Origin of the sequence: Nonomuraea sp. KM90 (assembly GCF_052246675.1) — a bacterium.
Lineage (GTDB): Bacteria > Actinomycetota > Actinomycetes > Streptosporangiales > Streptosporangiaceae > Nonomuraea.
This window is the reverse complement of the sequence record NZ_JBQQCB010000013.1, coordinates 79,281-100,853: the sequence shown is the minus strand read 5'-3', so window position 1 is coordinate 100,853 and position 21,573 is coordinate 79,281. Positions and strand designations below refer to the sequence as shown.

The following is a 21,573-nucleotide window of genomic DNA, read 5'->3' as shown; positions in this document are numbered from 1 at the left end:
CTCAGTCGAGCATGACTCCGTTGGCCCAAAGAGTATTCGTCTTTGGACCCCGTGCGGGTAATCCGGCGTTAGTCTTGCGTTCCCATATCGGTCGCTTCCACCCCGGATCGGGGCGCGGCCAGCCAGCAGGTCAGACTCTCCCAGCCGAACAGCCCCCACAGGTAGGCGGCGAGCACGACGTAGCCGCCGGTCAGCCATCCCGACAGTGCGGCCAGCGAGACCACCATCATCCGGCCGTCCCAGCCGAGCCCCGCCGTGGCCAGCCACGGCGGCGGGTAGACGCGCTGGCGCAACCGGTAGACCAGATCGTAATGGTGGAAGCCTAGCGCGCCGAGGAGCAAGAAGATCAACACGGGGTGCACCTGATGGGCGAACCCCACCGCCGCGATGAAGGTGTACTCGATGAGCCGCAGGATCGGCGGCACGAGCCAGTCGAACCGGCCGTCGTGCGGATGGGTGCTGCCCGGCCCGGCCAGCAGCAGCGTCACGGCGGGCGCGAACACGGCCAGGCCGTCGGACCCGGCCACCCCGATCATCAGCAGCACGCCCGTCACGAACGTGCCGGCGATCACCGGGGGCAGCGGCGGGAGCTGCCCGGCCACGAGCAGGCCCATGGCCCGCGAGAGCGGCCCGTCGTCGCGGTAGGCCACGACCGTGCTGTTGGGGACGGGTGTCATGTGGACCGAAATCACCTTGCCGACCTCGCGATCCGTCCGGCGAGCTGGTAGAGGGCCGCCACGCCGCCCCAGCAGAGCAGGGCGAGGAACGTGACCCGGGCGTTCCAGCCGGCGGCGGTGACCGCGATCAGGGCCGTGCGCTCGCCGATGGGCAGCACGACGATCTTCTTCAGCCAGCGCGCGATCGTGTCGCGTTCGAGCCGCTGGGCGAACCGGAGCACGCCGCCATGGTCGCGGCGGGCGTCCCTGGACTCCAGCAGGGAGCGCGCGGGCCGGCCCCACATGGCCCCGACGCGGGCGGCGTCGGCCTGGGCCCCCGCGTACGTGTAGTCGATGGCGTGCCTGACGACCTGGAGGATCATCGCGGCCACGGCGAGGTACCAGATGTCGGTGCCGCCGAAGCCGAAGGCCAGGCCGATGTAGACGGCGTATTCCTTGAGCCGGTCGGACATGCCGTCGGCCCAGGCGCCCAGCGGCGAGAACGCGCGCGTGTAGCGGGCCAGCTGCCCGTCGAGGCAGTCGAGCGCGAACGACAGGTAGAGCAGCACGGCCCCGGCCAGCCGCCCGCCCTGGGTGCCGGCCGAGAACCAGACCGCCGCCAGCAGCGCCAGCCCGGCCGAGACGCCGGTGACGGTGTTGGGCGCGATCTTGAGCCGCACGGCGGGCTTGATCAGGTGGCGGGTCCAGGTGGAGACGAAGAAGGTGGTGAAGAAGCCGTCGTCCGCCTTGACCGAGGTGTCGAGCCGGACCCTGGCCTCGTCGACCTCGGCCAGCCGGGTGACGGCGGCGTCGGCGGCGTTCTGGCCGGTCACCCGGTCGGCGTGCAGCGGCCCGATCGCGGCCGCCCGCACGGTCACGCCCGACCTGACGAGCCCGACCAGCAGCAGGTCCACCGCCTCGACCGGCGTGACGGGGCCGAGCTTGCCCGTGTCGGCCAGCTCGGCCAGCTCCTCCGCGATGTCGGCCAGCGAGGCCAGGTCGGCCTCCCCCGTCTGCAGCACGCCCCTGAACGTGGCGTTCGCCTCGGGGACGAGGTGGAAGGAGCTGCCCGCCGCGACGATCCGGCCGCCCTCGACGCGTACGGGCGGACGCATGGGCGTGGCGGCGGCGTCGTGGGCGATCAGCGCGGCGGTGTCGCGCGCGGGATGCTCCAGCAGCAGCGCGAGCGCCTCCGTGTGGGCCACCAGGTCGGCGGGCAGCACGGCCACGGCGCCCGTCGTCGTACGCGCGATCTTGGCGACGCCGCGCAGGTCGGCCCCGAGGCCGCCGCCGGCGTTCAGCACCAGCACCTCACGGACGGGCAGCGAGGTGATCTGGTCGTGGAGCCGGTCGAGCAGCGTGCCGTCGCCGCTGTGGAGCCGGCAGGCCGGTGTGGTGGCGAGCAGCACGACCGACGTGGTCGTGCTTTCGCGGGTCAGTGAGTCGGGCAAAGCGCCGGTCTCCTCCCGGTCGGGGTGGAGCACGTGGACTTGGGGGGTACGTAGACACAGCGTAGCGACAGGTCAACGCGATATCACGGAGCAGCACCGTTACGCTGCCGGCAAGTCTGCCCGGTGTGCCCGGACCGCCCCGATCGCCGGACTCCGCGCAGGGCCCGGGCTCCGTGAGCCCGGGAGCATCCGGTTGAGCAGGGGCTTTCCATTACGCTGCCGGTATGGACGCACGGCTGCGGTCGGTTGGGGTGCTCCTCGCGGGTGGCGTGGGGCAGCGGGTCGGGCTTGGCACGCCCAAGCAGCTCATCGAGGTGGCGGGGCGGACGATCATCGAGCATTCGCTGGCCGTGTTCGAGGGCGCGCCGGAGATCGACGAGATCGTGGTGCTGATGACGCCCGGATACGCCGACCGGGTGCGCGAGATCGTGGCCAGGGGCGGATATCGCAAGGTCAGCCAGGTCGTGGACGGCGGCGCGAGCCGTACGGAGAGCACGTGGCGGGCGCTGGGCGCGCTCGGGCCCGAGGAGTGCAACGTGCTGTTGCACGATGCCGTACGCCCCCTCCTGGAGCCCCGGATCATCACGGAGTGTGTCAGGGCCCTGGAGATCCACGAGGCCGTCAACGTGGCGATCCCGAGCTCCGACACGGTCCTGGTGGCGGCCCCGGAAGCGGGCGGCGAGGTGATCGGCGAGGTGCTGGACCGGTCGCGGCTGCGGCGCAGCCAGACCCCGCAGTGCTTCCGTCTCTCGGTGATCCGCCAGGCGTACGAGCGGGCCATGGCCGACCCCGGCTTCGCCGGACTCCCGGCCACCGACGACTGCGGGGTGGTGCTGCGCTACCTGCCCGAGGTGCCGATCCACCTGGTCCAGGGCAGCGAGCACAACATCAAGGTCACCCATCCGGGCGACCTGCACATCGCGGAGCTGCTCCTCCGGCTCCCCGTCCCCGTGCCGCCCGGCGACGCGAGCACGCTGGCCGGGCAGGTCGTCGTGGTGCTCGGCGACTCGGAGATCGCCGGGGTCGCGGCCGGTCACGGCGCCAGGGTGCACGTCCTGACCAGGGCCGACGGCGTGCGGGTGGAGGACTTCGACTCGGTGGCCAAGGCGCTGGACGACGTGGGCGGGGCCGACCACGTGGTGGTCGCGGCGGGCGCGGGCCACACGGCCGGCCTGGCGGAGGCGAGCGGCGAGACGGTCGCCGACGTGGTCGGCGCCGGCCACCTCGGCGCGCTCAACGTGGCCCGCGCCGCCCGCCCGCACCTGCGCGGGAGCCTGCTGCTGCAGGTCCCGCCCGGCTCGGGCGCCCTGCACGCCTCCGGCGCGGCGGCGGTGGCCGCGCTGGCCCGGGCGCTGGCCGTCGAATGGGCCGCCGACGGCATCCGGGTCAACTGCATCAATACCGGCGCGTCTCCGCTCCGGGTCGCGCAGACCTCGCTGGACATCCTCATCTCCGACCTATCAGGGCAAGTCATAGACGTGCGCGTTGACGGCGCTTGACCTGGGGGTTGTTACCGTGCGATCGCATGAGGAGACTCATCGTGATCGCGGCACTGCTCGGCTGCTACCCGTTGCTGCTGGTGGCGGCGCTCTGGCCGGCGCCGTTGCTGTTCGGGGTGGCCGCCGTGGCCTCGTACGCCATCGAGTGCGTGGCCCCGCACGCCGCCCGGCCGCTCCCCGAGCTGCTCGGCAAGGTGCATCTGGGCACCACGCTGCGCTTCGCGGCCCGGGAGACCATGGCGCTGCTGCTGGTGGCGCGCACGGCGGGGGCCGACTCGCCGTGGTTCGTGGCGCTGGCGGCCGGGGTGCTCGCGATCCACGCGGTGCGGGCCCTGCACACCGGGCTGGCCATGCGGCTGCGGCAGATGCTCAGCATGATGCCGGTGACGACCCGCAACCTCGACGTCTCCGCGCTGCGCATCCCCAAGATGCCGCCCCCGCCGCTGCGTGACGCCCGCAGCCTGCCCTTCCTCTTCGTGGACGTGCTGCCGGTGCTCGGCGCGGTCCTCGGCCCCGTCGCGGCCACGCTCGGCGCGGGCCTGGCGCTCGTGGCGGGCCTGGCGGGGGCGCTCGCGCTCATCCCGTACGTACGGCGCGCCGCCCCGCTCACTCACCGACACGGCCAGGGTCCTGGAGGTCGTGGGCGAGCAGGTCGAGAGGTACAAGCCCGAGGTCATCCTGTACTTCTCCGGCGCCACCGCGGCCGCCTACCAGGCCAGGATGTGGCTGCCCACGCTGGAGCGCATCAACCGCCGCGCGATCGTCGTCCTGCGCGAGCGCGGCATGGCCAGGCACCTGGAGTCCACCAGGCTGCCGATGTTGTGCATCCCGTCGTCGGCCGACCTGATGAGCTTCCGCGCGCTGGCCAACGCCCGGCTCTGCCTGTACGTCTCCAACGTCGGCAGGAACGTCCACATGCTGCGCATCCCGACCCTGCGCAGCGCGTTCCTCAACCACGGCGACAGCGACAAGGAGGCGTCGTTCAACCCGTTCTCCCGGGTCTACGACGAGGTGTGGGTGGCCGGGCCGGCGGGGCGCGACCGGTACCGCCGGGCCAAGGTGGGGGTGCGGGACGAGAACATCCACGAGGTCGGGCGGCCGCAACTGGAGGGCATCTCGACGGAGGGGCCGGGGCTGCCGTACCGGACCGTGCTGTACGCCCCCACCTGGGAGGGCTGGAACGACGACCTGTTCCACACCTCGCTGATCACCATGGGCCCGCGCCTCGTGCGGGCGCTGCTGGACCACCGGCCGCCGCTGCGGGTGATCTACAAGCCGCACCCGCTCACCGGCCACCGCGCCAAGAGCGCCCTCCGGGCGCACCGGAAGATCGTGGCCATGATCGAGGCGGCGGAGCTGGCCAAGTCGAAGGCCCGCCACCCGTCGCGCGCGGAGGGGACGGAGCCGCGGATCAGGCACCTGATCGTGACCGGGCCGGAGCCGCACCTCTACGACTGCTTCAACGAGTGCGACCTGCTGATCAGCGACATCTCCAGCGTGGTGGCCGACTTCCTGGCCAGCGAGAAGCCGTACGCGGTGACGAACGTCTCGGGCCTGCCCGAGCGGGCCTTCTACGAGCGTTACCCGAGCACCGAGGCGGGGGTGTTGCTCGGCGAGGACCTGTCGGGCCTCGCCGAGTTCTTGGACGGGGAGGACACCCTGGCCAGGGCCAGGGTCAAGCTGCGGAGCTATCTGTTCGGGCCGGAGTATCCGGACGCGCTGACCCGCTTCGACGCCGCCGTCGAGCGGGTCTTCTCGGGCTCCTAACCGGGTGGCCTGGCCAGCTTCTTCGGGCTGGTGAGGAAGCCCCAGCCCCAGGAGCAGTGCATCGTCGCGTACACGAGCGGCAGCCGCAGCTTCGCGCTCATGGGCAGCCCGCCGCCGGTCAGCGCCGAGCCCGCCACGATGGCCAGCGCGTAGCCGCCGGGCACGATCAGGCCGAGCGGGAAGAACGGCGAGACGACCAGCCCGAGCAGCATCGCCAGCACGGCGGCGGGCGGCGCGAGGTAGCGCAGGTTGATCGTGCCCTCGTGGGTGCGCGAGACCACGCGGCGCCAGCGGCCGTAGTGGAAGTACTGCTTGGCCAGCGCCTTCACGTTGGGCCGGGGCCGGTAGGAGACCCGCATGCGCGGCTGGAACCACACCAGGCCGCCGCTCTGGCGGATGCGGTGGTTCATCTCCCAGTCCTGGGCCCGCTGGAAGTGCTCGTCGTAGCCGCCGACCCGGTCGAGCGCCGAGCGGCGGAAGACGCCGAGGTAGACGGTGTCGGCGGGACCGGCGGTGCCGCCCACGTGGAAGGCGGCGGCGCCCACACCGATCTTGGACGTCATGGCGCAGGCGACCGCCTGCTCGAAGGGCGTGATCCCTTCGGCCGCCATGATGCCGCCCACGTTGTCGGCACCGGTCTCCGCCAGCGTCTCGACCGCGACGCGCAGGTAGTCGGAGGGCAGCATGGCGTGCCCGTCCACCCTGGCGATGATGCCGTTGCGCGAGGCGGCGATCGCCGCGTTGAGGGCGTTGGGGGTGCGGCCTGTCGGGTTGGGCACGACCGTCACCCGGCGGTCGGCCGCCGCGATGGCGTCGGCGACCTCCTGGGTGCGGTCCTGGGACGGACCCACGGCGAGAACGACCTCGATCTCACCGGGGTAGCTCTGGGCGAGGACCTGGTCGACGGCCTCGCGGAGGTGCCGCTCCTCGTTGAGGACCGGCATGACGACGGAGATGGGGGGCCAGCCGCGCGTCTCCGCGGGCGCGTGCGGCGAGTCGGGGAACTGCTTCATGGCGGGGCTCACGCTACTGTACGACCAGGGGAGGAGGGCAATCGAAAGCTTGATCCTCCGGGGTGACAAAAGGGGGACGGGATGCGCGACCCGGCCGAGGAGGACGGCGGTGTGCTCGTGGGCGGCGACGCCTACGGTGGCGTCAAGCTCGCACCCGCCCGCACCCGCAAGCCGCGCAGGAGCGCCAGGGCCCGCCGCCGCAACGTGCTGGTGGCCGGCTTCCTGTCCACCGGGGTGCTGGTCACGACGGGCGTGGTGTGGGCGACCCCGCGCCAGATCGGCACCGTCGACGCCGGCGTGACCGCCTCGTCCAAGGGCGCCGAGAACATCCTGCTGGTCGGCGTCGACAAGCGCGACGACCTCACCCGCCAGCAGCAGAACCGGCTCAAGCTGGGCCGCGAGTCCGGCCAGCGCACCGACACGATGATGGTCATCCACCTGTCGGAGGACCACAAGAAGGTCACCGTGGTGAGCCTGCCGCGCGACACCTGGACGACGATCCCGGGCAAGGGCGACCACAAGATCAACTCCGCGTATCAGTTCGGCGGGCCCAAGCTCGCCAAGCAGACCGTGGAGGCGGCCACCGGGCTGCAGATCAACCGCTACATCGAGGTCAACATCCTGGGCTTCATCGACGTCGTCGACTCCCTCGGCGGGGTCACCGTCTGCACGCCCGTGCCGATCAACGACACCAAGATCGCGCTCAACCTGCCCGCCGGCACCCACCAGCTCGACGGCGTGCGCGCGCTCGGCTACGCCCGCACGCGCGCCACCGGCCGCGCCGACCTCGACCGCATCGACCGGCAGCAGCAGGTGATCTCGGCCCTGCTCAACCGGGCGCTCAGCGCCGACACGCTGGCCAACCCGGGCAAGCTGGCCTCGTTCGTCAACTCGACGCTCAGCACGGTCAAGGTCGACCCCGACGACGGGCTGATCGGGCTGGCCACACAGTTGCGGGACGTCTCGCTCGGCGACGTGAAGTTCGCCGAGGTGCCGCTGTCCGACGTGGACTTCAAGACGCCCACCGGCGAGTCGGCGGTCCTGTGGGACAAGCAGGCGGCGCGCGACCTGTTCGCGAAGATCAACGCGGACCAGGACCCGGCCAAGCCCACCCCGACCGCCTCCGCCACGCCGTCGAACAAGCCGTCCCCGATCGCGCCCGGCCAGATCTCGCTCAAGGTGAAGAACGGCACCCTGATCACCGGCCTGGCCGCGCGGGCCAAGACGGCGCTGGTCGAATCAGGGTTCAAGGTGCCCGGCGAGCCGGGGAACACCAGCAAGAAGGACTACAGGAAGACCATCATCCGCTACGGCGACGGCCTGGAGGCTTCGGCGAAGGTCGTCGCCACCGCCATTCCCGGGGCGGAGCTTCGAAAGGTGGACATCAAGGGCATCGAGGTGATCCTCGGCAGCGACCAGCCGAAAATCGGGAAACAATCGGCGACAACCACCCCATCCGCCAAGCCCAGCGTTACACCAACGACCAAAACGGCAATGCAGAACATATGTAAGAAATAGGTATAACTATCTGGGTATCGGGCAGGTGAGGCCCATGGTGGTCAGGTGTTGGCGGGAGGACCCCTGTACAGTGCTGCACGTCGTGGGCGATCTCGACGTTGCCGGCGCTCCGAGACTGCGGGCGGAGTTGGAACAGGCTCTGGCCGCCGCCGACCCGCTCAACGTGGTGGTGGACCTGACCGAGGTGCCGTTCTGCGATTCCGTCGGGCTCGGGGTGCTCGTGGCCACGCTGAACCACGTCCAGCACATGAACGGCCGCATGATCCTGGTGCTCGCGCCCGGCATGATCCGCCATCTGCTGACGATCACGAACCTCGACCGGCATTTCGAGACGAGCGGTTCCCTGAACGAGGCGCGCGCGGCCCTCGGCGACGCCGCCGCCTGAGTCGGGAAGGGCCCGCCCGAATCCCGGCTGAATGCCGTCCGAGTACGGCCTGAGTGCCGTCCGAGTGCCGTCATGGTGGCTGCCGGAATGCCGCTTGAGTACCGTCTGAATGCCGTCTGAATCGAGCGGCGCAAAAGGCCGGAGGTGTGCGAGAACATGGTCATGTCATCGCGGGCACACCTCCCCACGACCCTCTGAAAGTCGCGGGAGAGCCCCCTCACGTGTGGAGGCTTTCACGTTGTTCGAGCAGTTCCCCGAGCCCGCGCGCTCTCAGCTCAGGTCCGCCTTCGACGAGGGCAGGAGCCGGCCTGAGTGGTGTTTCGCGGAAGGGCCGGCCCGGCTCGCGTACTGGGCGCCCTTCGCCGGCTCGGAGCCAGTGATCGTCTGGCAGTTCGACCCGGGCCCCGACCCCGTCGCCGCCGCCGGACTGCTGCGCCGCAGCCTGGACGAGATGGGGCTGACCAAGATAATCCACGACATCTCGCTCCCGCCCGGGCTCGCCCCTGTCGTCGACCGCGCCGTCGAGCACGAGGCCCTCATCGGGGCCGGGTTCACGATGGAGGTGGAGCGGCTGCTGCTCGAATGGGTGGCCGGCAGCGACATCCCCGACGATCCGGGCAGGCTGACCTACCGGCCCGCACGCCGCATGGACCCCTCCGAGGTGATCGACATCCTCGTACGCATCTCCGAGGGCTCCCTCGACCACGACACCCGGGTCGAGGTGGCGACGACGGGCGCCGAGAAGGAGGCCCGGTGGATGTACGACGACCTGATGAACCGCAAGGCCAAGCCCGACTGGTTCGTCATCGGCCATCTCGATGACTCCCCCGTGGGCCTGGTGGCCCCCGACGACCACTCCATCGCCTACATCGGCGTCATGCCCGAGCACCGCGGCCGCGGCTACGTCAACGACCTCCTGGCCCGGGGCACCCGCACGCTCGCCGAGGCCGGCGTGCAGCGCATCGTGGCCGCCACCGACCTCGCCAACGTCCCGACCGCCGACGCGTTCCGGCGTGCTGGATACTCGGAGACCGGCCGGCTGTTCCGCTATTACTGGAGGGCATCGTGAGACTGGGAGTCATGTTCGACCGGGGGCTGCCGCCCGAGCAGCTCGTCCCGTTCGCGAAGGCGCTCGACGAGACGACCGTCGGGGACCTGTGGGTCGTGGAGGATCTGGGCTGGACCGGTGGCATCTCGGCGGCGGCCCTGGCGCTGGCCGCCACCTCGCGGCTGCGCGTCGGCATCGGCATCACGCCGGCGCCCCTGCGCAACCCGATGTTGCTGGCGATGGAGCTGGCGAACCTGGAGCGCGTGCATCCCGGGCGGCTGGCGGCCGGGATCGGGCACGGCGTGCAGGAGTGGATGCGCCAGGTGGGCGCCGCCGTGCCGTCGCCGCTCGCCCTCCTGGAGGAGACGATCACGTCCGTACGCGCCCTGCTGCGCGGCGAGACGGTCACCCTGCACGGCCGGGCGGTCCACCTGGACGGCGTGTCGCTGGTGCACCCGCCGGCGGTGGCGCCGCCGGTGCTGGCCGGGGTGAAGAGCCCGCGGTCGCTGGCGCTGTCGGGCCGCGTGGCCCAGGGCACGATCGTGCCCGAGGGCGTCGGGCCCGCCGACCTGCCCGGGATCATCGAGCGGATCGGCGGGGGCGAGGACCACGAGCTGGTGGTCTTCACCTACCTGCACACCGGGCCGGACACCGGCGAGGTCACCCGGTCGATGGTGGAGGGGCAGGCGGGCTTCCTGGGGGTCGCGCCGGAGGACGTGGTCATGGCGACCGGGACTCCGGAGGAGGCGGCGGCGCAGGTCAAGAGCCTGTGGGCGGCGGGGGCCGACACCGTGGCGGTGCGGCCGCTCGGCACCGACCCGCTCCGGCACGTGGAGGCGCTGCTCTCGGCCCTGTGACCCGGGGCGCCGGGGAATCCCGGGAGGATCCGGCCGAACGGCCGATGGCGGGTCGGCCGGATGACCGATGGCCGCCGGGCCGCGCTCGGCCACGATCGTGGACATGAGGCAATTCGCGGCATCAGCGGCATGCGCGGCGCTCCTGGCAGTGGCGACCGGCGGTTGCGGCGTGGACCTGACGGCCGAAGAGGTCCACGCCGCCCAGTCGTTCCCCTTCACCGGGACAGCCCTGACGATCAGCTCCTCGCTCGGCGGCGTACGCGTCGTGCCCGGCACCGGCGGCACCGTACAGGTGGAACGCTGGCTGAAGGGCAAGGCCGTCACCGACGATCCGGCCTGGTCGCTGCGCGACGGCACCCTGAGGCTCAGCGCGGACTGCAACATGGTCCTCGGTGACTGCGGCGCCCGCTACCACGTCAAGGTCCCGCCAGGAGTGCGGCTGTCGGTCGACGCGGCGGACGGCGTCATCCTGAACGGCCTGACCCAGGACGTGGACGTCTCCAGCCGGGACCGCATCCAGGTGACGGGCGCGTCGGGCCGGCTGCGACTGCGCAGCGAAGGCCCGATCACGGGCGAGGGCCTGAAGTCCGCCTACGTCAGGTGCCGCACCTCGGACGGCGCGATCGACGTGTCGTTCGCCGGCCGGCCCACCACTCTCGACCTGCAGTCCCGCGACGGGAGGGTGACAGCGCGGGTGCCCTCCGGCACGTACGCGGTGACGGCGAGCAGCAAGGAGGGCAGCGAGCGCACCGAGGTCCGGCACGACGCCGGAAGCGCCGGCACGATCACCGCCCGCAGCACGTCGGGCGACGTGCGGATCCTGCGGAGATGACGGAGATGACGGAGATGACGGAGGGTGCGGGGCCGGTCAGCGGCCCGCCGCACCCACCCGCCCGCCCTACTGCCAGATCGCGGTGTACTTACCGTTCTCCGCGTTGACCTGCACCGGCCGGAGCCCCTTGGCCTTGAGGTCGTCGAACCTCTTCTGGTAGCCGGAGGAGCTCATGTCCACGTAGTGGGCCCAGGACTTGAGCCCGTCCTTGCGCCACACCGCCGTGTACGTGCCGTCGGGTGCCACGGCCACCCTGACCGGCCGGTAGCCCTTGTCCTTGCGGGCGTAGAACTCCGCCTCGTGCTGCTGCCTGCTCTTGCCGTAGGTGTAGTACCAGGCGCCGCCGGTGTTGGCGCTCCACACGCCGACGTACCGGATGTCGCCCGGGGTGCCGTACGCGTCCACGGAGGTCAGCGCGAGCCCCTTGGCGGTGGCCTCCTTGTTGACGGCGGCGAAGCGGTCGGGCGTGAGGCCCGACCTGGCGAGGAAGGCGCCGCTCCTCTTCTCGAAGACGGCGGTGAACACCGGCGAGTCGGCCGGGCCGGTGGCGGAGACCGAGATCGGCTGGGCCCCTTCCTTCACCCCGGCGTCGAACCGCTTCTGGAAGCCGCCGGCCGACATGCCCTGCCAGATGCCCCACTCGGTGGACGAGCCGTCCTTGACCCACACGGCCGCGTACCGCTCGCCGTCGGAAACGTTTACCGTGATCGGCCGGAAACCCTGGTCCTTCAGCCGGCGCACCCGCTCGACGCTCTGCTCGGCGCTCACCCCGTGGTAGGCGACCCAAGCCGGCGCCGCCTGCGCACCGGCCGCCGGCGCCACCCCCGCCACCGGGGCGGCTACCCCGGCTAGCACGGACGTGATGATCGCGATCTTCCTTGAGGTCCGCATGACCCTCCGATGCAGGCTTCTTTACTCGTTCCAGGTAAGGGACGACCCTAACAGCCATTACTGGCCAGCCGCTGGCGGCCGGATTCAGCCGACGCGCTCGAAGGGGGTCGGCGACTGGCCGGTCCAGCGGTAGAGCTGCGCGTGCCCGGTGTGCTTGGAGACGCCGTCCTCGGTGACCTTGCCGGCCTTGGCCACGTAGTAGCGGCCCTCGCCCAGCGAGATCAGGCCGTACTCGCCCGTGAACTGCCACCCCCGCACGCCCGTGGCGTCGTCCTGGAGGCCGCCCGGCGCCAGCGTGAGGAGCTTGCCGCGCTCGGCCTGGGGCTGGCCGGCGATCTCGCCCGTCCTGGGCCGCGCGCCGCCGTCCACCATGAAGAAGGTGTAGTTGGGGAACTGCGGCTTGGCGCCCTTGTACACGGCCATCATCCAGTTGCCGGTGTGCTCGTCGTACTCGAGGTTCTGCACGCCGTACGTGGTGTTGCCGGTGTAGGCGAAGTACTTGCCGTCCACCCGCTCGGGGCCGCTCTTGTGCGGGGCGCTCTCGGTGAGCGGCTGCTCGTACTTCTTCCACTGCTGGATGTCGTACTGGAGGAGGACCTGGTGGTCGTTGTCCTGGCGGCCCACGTTCGAGTAGACGCCGTAGGCCACCGTGAGCCTCTGCCTGCCGTGCTTGCTGCCGAACTCGGGGCCGAAGGAGACGCCGTCGATGCCGCTGCAGCCGTAGCGGTGGTCGGGGGTGTCGGCGACGTTGCCGTCGAACTTGCCGTCCCCGTTCATGTCCGCGGCGTAGTCGGCCACGACCTCCTTGAGGTAGACCGTCCTCATCACGTCGGCAGGGTTCATGTCCGGGGCGGTGATGCGGTCCACGTCGAAGATCGCGATGTAGAACGACTCCTGCTCCTTGTACTCCAGCGACCCGTACACGCGGCCGTCCTGGGGGTTGAGGTCCAGGTCGCCGAGGTGACCCGTGAAACCGGCCACCGAGCCGACGAGCCTGCCCCGCAGGTCGGTCTTGACGAGGAGGTTGGTGAAGGAGAAGTACATGAACCCCTTGCGCCGGTCGATGGCCATGCCCTGGACGTGGCCGGCCGTCCAGGCGCCGCCGTAGATCTCCGCCGGGAGCCCTCCTGGACGGTCGGCGGCCGTGGCCGGGGCGGTCAGGAGGGCGAGGGTGGAGGTGGCGGCCAGGGTGAGCGTCAGGACCTTGCGCATGTAACCGTCCTTCGATAGTCAGTGATCACACCGAAACGAGACGGTATCCCGGCTTTGCGGAGATGTCTGACAATTTCCTGAACTGTCGGTTAAGCGGCGCCGAACTACTCCTCCGCCGTCCTGACCCGCAGGGCCTGGTGTGCGGCCTCGGGGAAGCCGCTCGCGCGGACGCCCCGCAGCAGCTCCCGCCACGGCGCCGCCCACCCCGACCGGGGCCCGCAGGTCGCCGCCAGTGCCGTGGCGAGCAGCGCTCCCACCTGCCCCTCGGCGGCCAGCCACGCGGCGTGCGGCAGCACCAGCTCGGCCGGTACGTGCTCGGCCGACTCCCCGAGCGCCTCGCCGGTCTCGACGGCCGCCAGCACTCCCGGGACCGTCCGCACCAGCCGCTCCAGCACGTCGCGGGGAGCGTCGTCCCAGTCGACGGTCGCGGCCAGGAGCTCGGCCACCAGGTCCGGCGGGAGCTCGCCCGCCACCTCCCGCACGACCGCCCCCATCGGCTCACGCTCCACCCGGCGCCACAGGCGCAGGTACGCCACGACGGCCGCGAGCCGCTGGTAGGCCGGGCGGTCGCGGTCGGGACCGGCGTCGGGCTCGCCGGGCGCGGCGGCGAGCGTGCGCACGGCCTCCCGCAGCTCCCCCAGCCCGACCCCGGAACACGCCCCGCTCACCAGCCCGCTCGTCGCCTGCCGCCAGTCCGCGGTCTCGCCGAGGTCGCAGACGATCTCGGCCAGCCGCTCCACGGCGCCCGGCGCGTAGGCGATCCAGCGGGGCAGCGTCTGGACCGCGGGCAGCCGGGTACGCAGGTCGGGCGAGCGGGAGGCGGTGACGACCAGCTCCCCGTACGCTTCCCGCCACCGCTCCGGCACCGCCAGGGGCTGCGTGCCGAGCACGGGACCCACCAGCTCCGCCGCCTCCGTCCCCCGGTCGGCCGCCACCGCGGCGCGGAGCACCTCCCAGGCCCCCGGTTCGGCGAGCAGGCCCAGCACCGCCGACACGATCGCCACCCGGACGTCCTTGTGCTCCCCGTCGGCGTCCCAGAGCTCCCGCAGCACCCGCATCGCGTCGGGCGCGCGGTGCCGGGCGAGCAGCCGGACCGCCTCCTTGCGGGCGGTGACCTTGCCGCCGGCCAGCACCGGTGCCAGGGCCGCGGCCAGCTCGGCGGGCCGCACGAAACGCGCCGCCCGCGTCGCCGCGTACACCGCCACGTGCGCGTCGCCCCCGCCCGCGTGCGCGAGCAGGTCGGCCAGCACCTCCTGCGGGCGCGCCGTCCACGGCAGCGCGGTCAGCGCCGCCCGCCGCAGCGGTGCCTCCCCCGAGTCCAGGTACGGCCGCAGCCGCGCGGCCTCGATCGCGGGCACCTCGCCCAACCGCCGCACGGCCTGCTCACGCTCGTGCATGGGCACCCGGCCGTCGTTCGCCACCCGCTCCATCAGCCGCCGGTACGCCTCGCGCTGCCGCGCCGTCCACCGCTGGACGGCCTGGCGCGGGGCGGACCGCACCTGCCGCACACCGCTGCCGGCGAACCGCCCCACCGGGTTCCGCCGCCCCAGCGCGGCCTCCAGCAGGTCGGTACGCTGCCACACCAGCACGTCGAACACCGGCCCGAGCACCACCACGGACGGATCCGCGGCCAGCAGCGCCGCCACCCGCTCGCCCCTGGTGCGCGGCGGCTCCAGCCACAGGCCGATCGCCCGGGCCGCGACCGTCTGGCTGGTGGCGTGCACCGCGCGTTCGAGCGCCCGCTGCAGCTCCGGCAGGTCATGCCCGCGCCGGCCGAGCGCCGCGGCGAGCAGGAAGGCCAGCTCGTGCCGGTCGCGGTCGGCCCCCGCCGCCAGGAACGGAGCCAGCCTGCGCACCAGCACGGCCTCCTGGCCGCGCCTGAGCACCCGCGTCAGCTCTCCGAGCGAGACCGTTCCCACGTGACCGGCCAGCCGCTCGGAGACGCGCAGGGCGTAGTCCAGCAGGGCCGCGTCGTCCTGCCGCGCGCCCTGCTCGAAGACCTGGGCGGCCAGGCGGGCCAGGGCCAGCCGCGTCGGGTGGGAGCAGTCGCGGGCGGCGAGCGCGTCCTCGACCAGCCGGTCCAGGAACGGCACGTGGGCGGCCAGGAAGAGCTGGGACGGGAGCCGCCCCAGCGCCTGGGCGGCGGCGAGGCGGACCGGGTCCTGCTCGTTGCGCAGCCGGCCCAGCGCGTCGGCCAGGCGGGTGACGATCTCGGGGTCGCGGCCGCGCCCGGCGCAGGCGACCAGGTGGACGTAGCCGTTGGCCCGGTCGAACCCCTCGGATCGGCGGGTCGCCGCCCGCAGGACGGGCTCCGCCTCGTCGTACGGGAGGAAGGCGGTGAGCTCCAGGCTGCGGTACGGATCCTCGGCGATGACCCGCAGCCCCAGCATGCGGCGGGCCTCCGCGACCCGGCGGCGCAGCGGCAGGACGTTCAGCAGGTCCTCGGAGAGCAGCGCCTGGGAGAGGTCGACGCCTTCCATCGTCGCGGTGAACACGGTGTCCCGGCGGCTGGGCGGCACCGACCGCAGGAGGTCGATCAGCGCGTCCTCGTCGTCGCGCACCGCCCGGCCCAGCTCGGCCAGCCGGGCGTCCGGGAGCGCGGCCAGCCGGTCGCGTACCGGCCGCCGCCTGAGCAGCCCGGCGAGCTCCGGCCGCCGCCCCGGGGCCAGGTAGAGAGCCAGCGTACGCACCGGATCCGCGTCCAGCAGCCGCCCGGCGCACCGCCAGCTCCGGCCGGCCCAGTGGTGCTCCAGCAGCTCGATCACCCGCTCGGGCGCGTGCTCGGCGGCGGCCTCGATCCCCGGGCCGAGCGCGAACCACCACGCCCGCCGCAGCTGGCGCGGCAGCTCGGGCAGCACCGACGCGGCGTGGTCGAGCACGGTGAGCGGATGCCGCTTGGCCAGGGCGCGCCAGTTCGGCACCGCGTGCGCGAGGCCGGCCAGCCGGGCCGCGACCACCTCCGCCGGGCACATCACCAGCAGGCCGGCGGCCTCGCGGTCGCCCCACCGCCCGCGTACCTCGTCGATCAGCAGCTCGGCCAGGTCGCTGCGGCCGTTGCGCCTGATGGCCTGGTAGACGGCCACGCGGTGGGTGGCGGGGGCGGTGCGGGCGATCTCCAGGACGGCGTCGTCGGGGGCGCCGAGCCTGACGGCGTGGCTGATCGCGTACCGGGATATGTCCATGTCCGGGTCGGTCATCGCACGAGTGACGTGCGCGACCTCCCGCGCCATCGCGGCCAGCCGCACGCCGAGGAAGCGCTCGTACGGGCCGTGCCCGGCCAGCCCGTCCAGGAGCGCGCGCAGGGCTTCCGGCCGGCCGGAAAGATCCCGCGCGTACTCGGCCAGGCGGCGGCACCGCTGCCCGTGGGACAGCGGCTCCACCTCGTTGAGCAGTTCATCTGCGGAAATGTCAGGCATGGCCGCCTCGCCTCCGTTCGTCATCGTGCGCCATCGTGCGTCATCGTGCGTCGCTCATCGTCGGGTGCCGGCGAGGAAGGCGCGCATGTCCCCGCGCAGCTCCTCGTCCGGCTCCACCTCGTACGCCGCGCGCACCCACGCGACGGCCTCCCCCGGCACGTCCGGCCACGCCGCCAGCACCCGCACCGCGCTCCGCCGGAGCCTGACCACCCTGTTGCGCAGCGCCACCCGGAGCAGGGACAGCCCCGTGCCCGGACTCGACCCCAGCTTCTCGACCACCGGCTCCAGCGCGCGCTCGTGACCGTCCCCGAAGATCCGGTCCCCGGGCCCGTTGGCCAGGCTGTCCATCGGCAGCAGCTCCTCGGCCAGCTCGACCAGCACGGTCGGCTCGGCCAGGCGGGTCGCCTCGTACCAGGCGAAACTGTCGCGGGGGTCGACCCGCAGCCGGGCCATGACCTGCGGGAGCACCGGCAGTCCGAGCCTGGTCGCGCAGTGCAGCGCGGAGCCGAAGTCCTCCGCCGCCGGGTCCGCCACACCGGCCAGCGCCAGCTCGGACCAGCGCCGCTGCCCGACGGCCTCCTCGTAACGCCGGCGCAGCGCGGCCAGGTCGCCGTCGCGCCAGCCGTACCCGTCCGAGGGCGGCCGGCGCAGGCCTTCCAGGATGGTCAGCAGGCCGCCGAGACGGCGCAGCGTGGCGGCCCGGGTCTCGGCGAGGCCGGCGTAGCGGTCCAGGGCGGGCACGGCGTCGTCGTAGGCGCTGATCCCGGAGACGGGGCCGCCCTCGCCCGTGACGAGCGCGGCCAGGATGCCGCCCGCGCCGTCCACCAGCGCCTCGTCCGGCTCGGGGTCGAGGAGCGCGGAGTAGAGGTCGCCGGTGGTGGCGGCGAGCGGGGCCAGGTAGGCGTTCATGATGTCGTTGCGGAAGCCCTCCCGCAGCAGCCAGGCCCTGACCTCCGGGTCGTCGCAGCCTTCGAGCCGCTCGACGGCGTGGATGCGGCCCCAGCCCGTCACGCGCCTGGCCAGCTCGTACACGGCTCGCTGCCGGTCCGGCTGGGTGCGCAGGAGGGCGACGGCGGCGTACAGGGTGAACTCCTCCAGCGTTCCGAGCAGGAGCAGCAGCTCCCGGTCCGGCTCGCCGCCGCAGGCGCCGACGAGCACGATGCCGATCTTGGTGGCCTCGCGGTGGGTGCCGTGCTCGGCCAGCCACCGGCCTGCCTCGTAGGCCCTGCTCACGGGCACCTTCCGGCTTGCCAGCTCGCGTATGAGGTCGTCGCAGATCGCCAGCGCCGAGCCCTGCGACAGCCGCTCGTGCAACGCGGCGAACGGCGCACCGGACTGCAGCAGGCCGGCGACCTCGGTGACGGCGCCCGCCGGCTCCGACTGGGCGGAGAGGTGGTGGGTCCTGATGCCGTCCATGACGGTGGTGGAGATGTACGGCCTGCCGTCGTCCGGGCGAGGGGGCTCGTCCGGCAACTCCTGGGCATGCTGCGGCCAGGGGCCGGGGCCGTACAGGGAGGACATGGAGATCGCGTGTGCCAGGAAGGTGAGCCGGTCGTCGTCGCTCAGCTTCCTCGTGCCGGGGTTCACCGGCTGGGGCGGTGGCCGCCCTTCCCATAGATCATGGGCGCCATGATGCCGCAGTCGTCCGGGTTCGCGCCAGCGGTTTCCGGGGCGGCCCAGGTCATCGCGCCGCAACCAGTTCCACCTCGAACCCGTCCGCGTCCTCCAGGTAGGCGGCATAGTGCCGCTCCCCGCCCGCGTAGGGGTGCCGTTCGGGGAACATCAACGTCCACCCGTACGCCGCCGCGCGCTCGGCGAGGGCGTCGACCCGCTCCCGGCTCTCCACGTGAAAGGCCAGGTGGTTCAGCCCCGGCCGGAGGCGATCGTGCCGGTCGGCGCTGAGCGCGGGCGACTGCTCGAACACCAGGTACGTTGCCCCCAACCGCCAGCTACGGCCACCCTCCCAGTCCTGGTGAAGGGTGTAACCGAGCGCTTCGAGCAACCACTGCCACCCGACCAGGGCCCGCCGCAGGTCGGGGACCCAGATCTCGACATGGTGCAACGAACCGGAGGCGGGCTCATCCGTCATGGTGGGACTCTACGGCCGGCCGCTGACGTGCGGTCGCTCAGCCCACCAGGACGATCTTCCCGCGGGCGTGGCGGGTTTGGCTCAGCTCGTGCGCGGCCGCGGCCTCGGCGAGCGGGAACGCCGCCGCGACCGGCACCCGCAGCCGCCCCTCGCCGGCCAGCCTGACCGCGATCTCCAGGCCGTGGAAGGCCAGCGGATCGGCGTGGGCGCCCACGGCCGCGCCCGTCTCGTCGGCCGGCGCGCCGTGCGACATGTGCACGCCGTGGGCCGCCGCGGTGAAGTCGGGCGCGATCGTCACCACGCGCGCCGGGTCCCCGGCGATGGCCACCAGATCGGCCACCGCCCCTCCGGCGCAGTCGAACACGGCGTCCACCCCGCCCGGCGCGAGTGCTCGGACCCGTTCGACGAGCCCGGCCCCGTACGTCGTCGGCTCGGCGCCGAGGGAGCGCAGGAAGTCGTGGTTGTGCGCGCTCGCCGTACCGATGACGGTGGCACCACGGGCGACGGCCATCTGGACGGCGACGGCACCCACCCCACCGGCCGCCCCCTGGACGAGCACGGTGTGCCCGGGGCCGACCTCGAGCCGGTCGAGGACCCGGGTGGCCGTCTCGACGCTGCCCGCGGCGCCGCCCGCCTCCTCCCAGCTCCACACCTCCGGCTTGGGCGCCCAGGCGGCCAGGACCGCGAAGTCGGCGTTGGCGCCGCGCGCGGCCATGGTGGTCATGCCGAACACCTCGTCGCCGATGCCCACGCCCGTGACGCCGTCGCCGACCTCGTCCACCACACCCGCGGCGTCGAACCCGGTCCGGTACGGGAACGTCGTGGGCACCACGTCACGCAGCGCCCCGGACCGGATCGCCACCTCCCCGGGCGAGAGCCCGGAGGCCCGTACGGCGATGCGGATCTCACCCGGTCCGGCGTGCGGCTCCGCCACCTCGGCGACGTGCACGACGCCGGGCGGGCCGTACTCGGTGATCTGAACTGCTCTCATGCGGCCGACCGTAACGGGACACCCCGTCCGTTTGGCTAAAGTGAGAGCGGTGACGGCCGAAGTGATAACGGGTCTCCGCTCGGACGCCCGCGACAACCGCGCGCGCATCCTCGCGGTCGCTCGCGCGGCCTTCGCCGCCGAGGGCCTCGACGTGCCGATCCGGGAGATCGCCCGGCGCGCCGACGTCGGCGTCGCGACCGTCTACAGGCACTTCCAGACCAAGGAGGCCCTGCTGACCGAGGCCTTCTCCGAGCAGCTGGCCTTCTGCTCGGAGGTCGTGGCGGAGGGCCTGGCGGCGGACGACCCGTGGCGCGGGTTCTGCCTGGTGATCGAGAAGCTCATGGAGATGCACGCCCTCGACCGGGGCTTCGCCCGCGCGTTCACCTCCCGCCTCCCCAAGGCGGTCGACTTCACCGCCGAACGCGACCGCGCGCTGCGCCTGCTGCTCGAACTGGTGCGGCGCGCGAAGGAGGCGGGCTCCTTGCGGCAGGATTTCGTGCTGGAGGACGTCAGCCTGGCGCTGATGGCGAACGAAGGCATCCGCGCCGAGTCACCCCGGATGAGGGTGGCGGCGTCGCGCCGCTTCGCGGCCCTGATGATCCAGTCGTTCCGGGCCGACCCCGTCCCGGCGCCGCTCCCGCCGCCCGTCCGGCTGCCTCTTCAGTTGGACCAGGTGTAACCGTTGGTGGAAACCTGGCCTCCGGTGGGCGGCTCGTCCACGGCGTGAGCCGGGCTCGCGAGCGCGACACCCGCGGCGACGACTGCCGCGGTGATGAGTATTTTCGCGGCCCAGTTCCTTGACACCACGGTTTACCTCCGATTTTGAAATCCCAGATACGGAAGTGATCGTACATATGCCATTGAACCCCGACAAGGGCGCAATTTAGGCATATCCCATTACGCGAATTACGGCTTTAGTGAATGCCGGTGGACGGCGGGTGGGGCAGACTCGCTTCGGGCTCGGGGAGCCAGGCGTCGCGGGGGGCGGCGAGCCAGTCGTGGGCGGCGGACAGCTCGTCCACGGCCGCGTGCAGGGCGCGCAGGCCCGGGTGGTCGCCGTCGGCGCGCCAGACCATCATCCAGGGGAAAACCGCGACCGGGTCCACGAGCGGCCGCAGGACCGCGCCGGCGATGGCGGGTTGCGTGGTCATGGCGAGAATGGGCGCGTCGCGGTCGCGGATGTGCTGCGCGAGCTCGTCACCGCCGCGCACGTGCGGGTGGGCCATGGCGGGGTCGACACCGAAAGGGGCCAGCAACTGCAGCACCGCGTGCTCCCACCCGGGCGTCGCATGGTCGCCGGCACGGATGCACGGGCTCGTGCCGCGCAGCGACTCCAGGGGCACGGCCCGCAGCCGGGCGAGCGGGTGACGCTCGGGCACCAGCACGGCGATGCGCTCATGGCGTACGGCCCGCTGCCGTACGCCGTCGAGGACGCCCGGGCTGCGGCCGAAGGTGACGTCCAGCCGCCCGTCCAGGAGCAGGGGCGACGCCGCCTCGGTGCCGCTGTGGAAGCGGGCGAAGAACTCCACTCCCGGTGCGCGCTCGCGGGCCGCGGCCAGCACCAGCGCAGGGGTGAGGCCGGAGCCGACGACGTCGACGGTCAGCGACCGGGGCTCACCGCGTAACTCCAGCATGGTCGCGTCGTACAGCCCGAGGATCTCCCGCGCCCGCGCCAGCAGCAGCTGTCCCTCCGGCGTGAGCGTGACCCTGCGGGTCGTGCGCTCCAGCAACCGGCGGCCCACCCGGTCCTCCAGCCTCCGGACGTCGCGGCTGAGCGCCTGCTGCGCCACGAACAGGCGCTGGGCGGCCCGGCTGAAGTGCAACTCCTCGGCGACGGCGACGTAGTGGCGCAGCAGGCGGATCTCCACGTCGTCAGGCATCCCTCCTTCCTACCCGATTAACGCATCTGGCGAGTGAATCGCCTTCGAACAGGTGTTGGACCCGGGAA

19 protein-coding genes are annotated in these 21,573 nt (G+C 72.6%); 8 read left to right on the top strand and 11 right to left on the bottom strand.

Annotated elements, in window-relative coordinates:
- Nucleotides 1–68: 68 nt before the first annotated feature.
- Entirely contained in the window at nucleotides 69–677 is a 609-nt protein-coding gene (locus tag ACTWPW_RS17165) for a DUF5941 domain-containing protein (RefSeq protein WP_375116346.1), read from the bottom strand.
- Nucleotides 678–688: 11 nt separating this feature from the next.
- Entirely contained in the window at nucleotides 689–2,107 is a 1,419-nt protein-coding gene (locus ACTWPW_RS17160; protein WP_375116345.1) for a CDP-alcohol phosphatidyltransferase family protein, read from the bottom strand.
- A 224-nt stretch (nucleotides 2,108–2,331) separates the two neighbouring features.
- On the opposite strand from ACTWPW_RS17160, the gene ACTWPW_RS17155 reads away from it, so the two are divergent.
- A complete protein-coding gene (locus tag ACTWPW_RS17155; RefSeq protein ID WP_443169242.1) occupies nucleotides 2,332–3,606 on the top strand; it encodes an SDR family oxidoreductase in 1,275 nt (424 codons plus the stop codon).
- Between the two features lie 64 nt (nucleotides 3,607–3,670).
- Here ACTWPW_RS17155 and ACTWPW_RS17150 read toward each other — a convergent pair whose 3' ends face one another.
- The gene (locus ACTWPW_RS17150; RefSeq protein ID WP_443169241.1) at nucleotides 3,671–4,216 is read right to left on the bottom strand and encodes a hypothetical protein; all 546 of its coding nucleotides are present in this window, start codon (nucleotides 4,214–4,216) and stop codon (nucleotides 3,671–3,673) included.
- A gap of 29 nt (nucleotides 4,217–4,245) precedes the next feature.
- Here ACTWPW_RS17150 and ACTWPW_RS17145 point away from each other — a divergent pair, with 29 nt between their 5' ends.
- Nucleotides 4,246–5,373 (top strand): CDP-glycerol glycerophosphotransferase family protein, encoded by a 1,128-nt coding sequence (locus ACTWPW_RS17145; protein WP_443169240.1) that lies wholly within the window; start codon nucleotides 4,246–4,248, stop codon nucleotides 5,371–5,373.
- Here ACTWPW_RS17145 and ACTWPW_RS17140 read toward each other — a convergent pair.
- Nucleotides 5,370–6,386 carry a glycosyltransferase family 2 protein gene (locus ACTWPW_RS17140; protein ID WP_364127751.1) on the bottom strand — a complete coding sequence of 339 codons (1,017 nt, stop codon included), beginning with the start codon at nucleotides 6,384–6,386 and terminating at the stop codon, nucleotides 5,370–5,372. The genes ACTWPW_RS17145 and ACTWPW_RS17140 overlap by 4 nt on opposite strands.
- An 81-nt stretch (nucleotides 6,387–6,467) precedes the next feature.
- On the opposite strand from ACTWPW_RS17140, the gene ACTWPW_RS17135 reads away from it, so the two are divergent.
- The 5 genes from ACTWPW_RS17135 (at nucleotide 6,468) to ACTWPW_RS17115 (ending at nucleotide 11,026) form a co-directional block, all read left to right on the top strand.
- The gene (locus tag ACTWPW_RS17135; RefSeq protein ID WP_443169239.1) at nucleotides 6,468–7,904 is read left to right on the top strand and encodes an LCP family protein; all 1,437 of its coding nucleotides are present in this window, start codon (nucleotides 6,468–6,470) and stop codon (nucleotides 7,902–7,904) included.
- A 34-nt stretch (nucleotides 7,905–7,938) separates the two neighbouring features.
- On the top strand, nucleotides 7,939–8,289 hold the full coding sequence (locus ACTWPW_RS17130) for an STAS domain-containing protein (protein ID WP_375116341.1): 351 nt from the start codon (nucleotides 7,939–7,941) through the stop codon (nucleotides 8,287–8,289).
- A 223-nt stretch (nucleotides 8,290–8,512) separates the two neighbouring features.
- Nucleotides 8,513–9,358 (top strand): GNAT family N-acetyltransferase, encoded by an 846-nt coding sequence (locus tag ACTWPW_RS17125; RefSeq protein WP_375116340.1) that lies wholly within the window; start codon nucleotides 8,513–8,515, stop codon nucleotides 9,356–9,358.
- Entirely contained in the window at nucleotides 9,355–10,194 is an 840-nt protein-coding gene (locus ACTWPW_RS17120) for an LLM class flavin-dependent oxidoreductase (protein WP_375116339.1), read from the top strand. The genes ACTWPW_RS17125 and ACTWPW_RS17120 overlap by 4 nt, the downstream gene beginning before the upstream one ends.
- A gap of 103 nt (nucleotides 10,195–10,297) precedes the next feature.
- On the top strand, nucleotides 10,298–11,026 hold the full coding sequence (locus ACTWPW_RS17115) for a hypothetical protein (protein WP_443169238.1): 729 nt from the start codon (nucleotides 10,298–10,300) through the stop codon (nucleotides 11,024–11,026).
- 66 nt (nucleotides 11,027–11,092) lie between these two features.
- Here the strand turns inward: ACTWPW_RS17115 and ACTWPW_RS17110 are convergent, their stop codons facing one another.
- The 6 genes from ACTWPW_RS17110 to ACTWPW_RS17085 form a co-directional block, all read right to left on the bottom strand.
- Nucleotides 11,093–11,881 (bottom strand): hypothetical protein, encoded by a 789-nt coding sequence (locus ACTWPW_RS17110; RefSeq protein WP_375116337.1) that lies wholly within the window; start codon nucleotides 11,879–11,881, stop codon nucleotides 11,093–11,095.
- 120 nt (nucleotides 11,882–12,001) lie between these two features.
- On the bottom strand, nucleotides 12,002–13,129 hold the full coding sequence (locus ACTWPW_RS17105; protein WP_443169237.1) for a hypothetical protein: 1,128 nt from the start codon (nucleotides 13,127–13,129) through the stop codon (nucleotides 12,002–12,004).
- 104 nt (nucleotides 13,130–13,233) lie between these two features.
- Nucleotides 13,234–16,545 (bottom strand): hypothetical protein, encoded by a 3,312-nt coding sequence (locus tag ACTWPW_RS17100; RefSeq protein WP_443169236.1) that lies wholly within the window; start codon nucleotides 16,543–16,545, stop codon nucleotides 13,234–13,236.
- Between the two features lie 54 nt (nucleotides 16,546–16,599).
- Nucleotides 16,600–18,132, bottom strand: a complete 1,533-nt coding sequence (locus tag ACTWPW_RS17095) for a hypothetical protein (protein ID WP_443169235.1) — start codon at nucleotides 18,130–18,132, stop codon at nucleotides 16,600–16,602.
- A 94-nt stretch (nucleotides 18,133–18,226) separates the two neighbouring features.
- Nucleotides 18,227–18,634: a VOC family protein gene (locus tag ACTWPW_RS17090; RefSeq protein ID WP_364127776.1), complete on the bottom strand. Its 408-nt coding sequence runs from the start codon at nucleotides 18,632–18,634 to the stop codon at nucleotides 18,227–18,229.
- A gap of 37 nt (nucleotides 18,635–18,671) precedes the next feature.
- Nucleotides 18,672–19,625 carry an NADP-dependent oxidoreductase gene (locus ACTWPW_RS17085; RefSeq protein WP_443169234.1) on the bottom strand — a complete coding sequence of 318 codons (954 nt, stop codon included), beginning with the start codon at nucleotides 19,623–19,625 and terminating at the stop codon, nucleotides 18,672–18,674.
- Between the two features lie 49 nt (nucleotides 19,626–19,674).
- Here ACTWPW_RS17085 and ACTWPW_RS17080 point away from each other — a divergent pair, with 49 nt between their 5' ends.
- The gene (locus ACTWPW_RS17080; protein ID WP_443169233.1) at nucleotides 19,675–20,304 is read left to right on the top strand and encodes a TetR/AcrR family transcriptional regulator; all 630 of its coding nucleotides are present in this window, start codon (nucleotides 19,675–19,677) and stop codon (nucleotides 20,302–20,304) included.
- A 235-nt stretch (nucleotides 20,305–20,539) separates the two neighbouring features.
- Here ACTWPW_RS17080 and ACTWPW_RS17075 read toward each other — a convergent pair whose 3' ends face one another.
- A complete protein-coding gene (locus tag ACTWPW_RS17075; protein WP_375116330.1) occupies nucleotides 20,540–21,505 on the bottom strand; it encodes a LysR family transcriptional regulator in 966 nt (321 codons plus the stop codon).
- Nucleotides 21,506–21,573: the final 68 nt, after the last annotated feature.